The sequence below is a fragment of the Winogradskyella immobilis genome (assembly GCF_021887715.1).
Lineage (GTDB): Bacteria > Bacteroidota > Bacteroidia > Flavobacteriales > Flavobacteriaceae > Winogradskyella > Winogradskyella immobilis.
In genome coordinates this window covers 1-482 of sequence record NZ_JAIQXX010000070.1, presented here as the reverse complement: position 1 = coordinate 482, position 482 = coordinate 1, and the positions used below count along the sequence as shown (strand labels likewise).

The 482-nt window shown below is 42.9% G+C and carries 1 protein-coding gene; it reads right to left on the bottom strand.

The features are described from left to right. Positions 1-482, bottom strand: a 482-nt coding sequence (locus K8Z87_RS13870) for a DUF7507 domain-containing protein (protein WP_227478170.1), incomplete at both ends; no start/stop codon positions are given.

Below are 482 nucleotides of genomic sequence, written 5' to 3'. Positions count from 1 at the left end.
ACCAATGGATCTGTAATTGATATATTCGTTACTGGGACATTACCCGTATTACTCACTGTGAAACTATATGTGATTGTCTCGCCTACATCTCCAAAACCATCTCCGTCTTCATCATTAAACACTGCCGTCTTTAATAATGATATGCTTGGATTCTGACCTAAACTTGTAACCGTAACCGTGACCGTTGCTGTATCACAGGTCGCTGTTGGCGTATCATCATCACAGATCGTATAAGTAAACGTATCATCGCCACTAAAACCTAGCGCTGGAATATAACCGAAAGTACCGTCTCCATTATCCGTAACTGTACCTACAGTACCTGTAGTATCTAAACTTCCGGCTTGATAAGTCGCATTGTCCGTTAAATCATCATTATCGATCGCATCAATCTCTGTCGCTGTTGTCGTGTCTTCTGCTACTGTTGCTGTATCATCAATCGCATCGGGACTGCCTTCATCTGTAACCGTAACCGTGACCGTTGC